Source organism: Parvibaculum sp., from assembly GCF_049672805.1.
Lineage (GTDB): Bacteria > Pseudomonadota > Alphaproteobacteria > Parvibaculales > Parvibaculaceae > Parvibaculum.
Genome location: NZ_JBATWS010000379.1, coordinates 1 through 3,580, shown reverse-complemented (window position 1 = coordinate 3,580; position 3,580 = coordinate 1). Strand labels below are relative to the sequence as shown.

2 protein-coding genes are annotated in these 3,580 nt (G+C 59.8%); one reads left to right on the top strand and one right to left on the bottom strand.

Annotation, left to right across the window (positions count from 1 at the left end):
- On the bottom strand, positions 1 to 1,943 hold a 1,943-nt coding region (locus tag WBF74_RS11740), incomplete at its 3' end, for an acetoacetate--CoA ligase (protein ID WP_424439950.1).
- 190 nt (positions 1,944 to 2,133) lie between these two features.
- On the opposite strand from WBF74_RS11740, the gene WBF74_RS11735 reads away from it, so the two are divergent.
- The coding region (locus WBF74_RS11735) for an AsmA family protein (RefSeq protein ID WP_424439947.1) at positions 2,134 to 3,580 on the top strand (1,447 nt) is incomplete at its 3' end.

The following is a 3,580-nucleotide window of genomic DNA, read 5'->3' as shown; positions in this document are numbered from 1 at the left end:
GGTAAATCCTTGTAAAAATCCAGCGCCTCAGGATTTGCCAGTGCCTCGCGGTTCTTCACCTCGCGGCCATGAACAATGTCGCGCACGGCAAGTTCGGTTATCTTGCCGGACTTGGTGCGCGGAATATCAGCAACCGCAATGATCTTTGCCGGCACATGGCGCGGGGAAGCGCCTGTGCGGATGCGCTCGCGGATGCGCTTTTCCATTGCGGCATCAAGTGCGTGCCCCGGCCTCATCACCACGAAGAGAACCACGCGCACATCGCCCTGCCAGTCCTGCCCGATGGCAAGGGATTCCTGAATTTCGGGCAGTTGCTCGACCTGCGCATAGATTTCCGCCGTGCCGATGCGCACACCACCCGGATTAAGCGTCGCATCCGAGCGGCCATGAATGATGATGCCGCCATGTGGCGTTATTTCCGCAAAGTCGCCGTGACACCAGATTTCAGGGAAACGCTCGAAATAGGCAGCGGTGTACTTTGCGCCGCCCTCATCATTCCAGAAGCCAACCGGCATGGAGGGGAAAGGACGGGTACAGACAAGCTCGCCCTTCTCGCCCGTGACCGGCCTTCCCTCTTCGTCCCACACCTCGACCGCCATGCCGAGGCCTTTTGCCTGAATCTCCCCGCGCCAGACCGGCAAAACAGGGGAGCCGAGCACGAAACAGGAGACGATGTCCGTGCCACCGGAGATGGAGCAGAGCGCCACATCGCTTTTGATGCTGTCATAGACGAAATCAAAACTCTCCGGCACAAGCGGCGAGCCGGTGGAGAGGATCATCCGCATGGAAGAAAGATCATGCGTGTCGCGCGGCGCAAACCCCGCTTTCTTCACGGCATCGATGAATTTTGCGGAGGTGCCGAAAACATTTATTTTCGCCGCATCGATGTAATCGAAAAGAACGCGCTCTGAAGGATGGAAAGGGGAGCCATCATAAAGTGCGAGTGTCGCGCCAGCGGCGAGACCTGAGACAAGCCAGTTCCACATCATCCAGCCGCAGGTCGTGAAGTAGAAAAGCGTCTCGCCCGGCGTGATGTCGCAATGAAGCCGATGTTCCTTCAGATGCTGGATCAGCGTGCCGCCCGCCGAATGGACGATACATTTCGGAATGCCCGTCGTGCCGCTCGAATACATGATGTAGAGCGGATGGGCGAAAGGAAGCCTTGTGAATTGCGGCTCCGTCTCGCTCGTCTGCGAAAGCAGGCTCTCCCATTCCTCCGCCTTCGCCAGTCCCTTCGCACCTTCACCGATGAAAGACACGATGGCCACATGCTCGAGCGAGGGAAGCCCTGAGATGATCTCCGCCAGCTTTTCATGCGCTGGCAGTACCTTGCCCGCATAGCGATAGCCGTCACAGGCGATCAGCACTTTCGGCGTGATCTGCCCAAAGCGATCAAGCACGCCCTTCGCGCCGAAATCAGGCGAGCAGGAGGAGAAGACCGCGCCGATGCTTGCCGCTGCGAGCATCGCGATAATCGTTTCCGGGCAATTCGGCATGAAGGCCGCCACGCGGTCGCCCTGCCCCACGCCCCATGAGCGAAGCACGGAGGCGAACCGCGCCACGTCGCGCCGGAGCGCGGCACGCGAAACGGGTGCCCTGCTCACGCCCTCATTATTGAAGAGAAGCGCCGTCTCCGCGCCATCGCCGTGCAGCAGATTTTCCGCAAAATTGAGTCGTGCTTCGGGGAAGAAACGCGCCTCCCGCATCGTCCGGCCTGCCGCGAGAGGCGTGCTGCCCTTTTCGCCAATCAGGCCGGTAAAATCCCACACCGCATCCCAAAAGGAAGCAGGCTCCGCGACCGACCATTCATGCAGCGCGTCATAGCTCTCAAGCGACACACCATGCCGCTCGCTCACCAGCCGCATGAAGGCTGTCATGCCGGCAGACGCAATCGCCACCGCTGATGGCGACCAGAGAGGTCGATCATCGCTTTTTTCCTGCATGGGCTGCTCCCTCTTCCCGCCGATCCGGCGAAACATTAGGAGCGGCCCGTCAGGCGTTCAAGTCCGATCGGCCTTGCGCCTCCGTCAGCACATTTTCAAATCCAGAGACAGATCAAGACGAACATGGCTATCATGCTGAAGCCATAATTTGTGGTCAGTCTTGGGGAAAATCACAGCCGGAGCGCGCGCCATGTCCCGCCTGATTGCCATTCTCGTCGGTCTTCTTCTCATCATCATCGCCGCTATCATTATCGTACCGATGCTCATTCCGATGGAGACCTACAAGAATCAGGTCGTGAGCCTCGTGAAAGAACAGACAGGACGCGACCTTCGGATCGATGGCGATATCGGGCTTTCCTTCTTCCCGAATATCGGCGTCTCGCTCGAGAATGTGGGTCTTTCCAATGCCGAATGGGCAAAAGAAGGCGAGATGGCCTCCATGCAGGAAATGCGGGTGGCGTTGAAGCTGATCCCGCTTTTCAGCGGCAATGTGGAAGTGGACAGCTTTGTGCTGGTTGATCCCGTCATCCATCTCGAAGTGCGGCGCGACGGCACGCCCAACTGGCAGTTTGAAACGGCGAACGCGTCCGCTCAGGCGCAGGCAGCGAGTGCTGATGCGGCAGGCGGCGGAAGCGGGTTGAGCGGACTTCGGCTGGGCGATGTGTCGATCCGCAACGGCACCGCCACCTATCGCAATGCGCAGACAGGTGCCAGCTATGCGGCGGAGCAGGTGAATCTCGATCTCGTCATGCCGGGCCTCGACGATCCTTTCGTGGCCGACGGGTCACTCGTCTGGAATGGCGACAAGATCGACATTGATCTCAAGGCGGATCGCCCGCGCGCGCTGACAGAAGGCGGCGAAACGCCCGTCGTGCTTGATATCAAGGCACCGCGCATAAAGGCGAATTACAGCGGCACACTGAAACCGCTTGATGGTGTTGCCTTTGCCGGCAATGTCACGCTTGGCGTGCCCTCCGTGCGTGAGCTTGCGGCCTGGATCGGCAGCCCTATGCCTGCGGGCGAAGGTTTCGGCGCGCTCGACATTACCGGCAAGGTGAGTGGCAGCGGTGATGACTACCGCTTCACCGATGCGGTGATCGGCTTTGACGGAATGAATGCGGCCGGCAATCTCTCAGCCAACCTTGCCGGTGCGCGGCCGAGCCTCAAGGGCAATCTCGCCGTTGACCGGATCAATGTGAACACCTATCTCGGCGAAGATGCGCACCGCCCGTCTGGCGGCGGCAGCGGCACGGCAGGCGGCGATGACGGCTGGAGCACGGAGCCTCTCGACTTTTCTGGCCTCAAGGCGGTGAATGCCGATTTTGATTTCTCCACGGAAGAAATTCTTCTTCAGAACCTCACCATCGGTGCGAGCGCGCTCAAGCTCAAACTCACCAATGGCGTGCTGAATGCCCATCTCTCAAAGTTCAATCTTTATGACGGTGCTGGCTCCGGCACGCTGACGGTCAATGGTGCGGGCGCTGCGCCGCAGGTCAGTGCTAACTTCAAGCTCGCCGGTCTTTCCGCCGAGCCCTTCCTCACCGATGCGGTAGATTTCAAGCGGCTTCAGGGGCACATGGCGATCGATCTTGCCGTGACAAGCACCGGCCGTTCGCAGCGGGACATGGTGTCGGCGC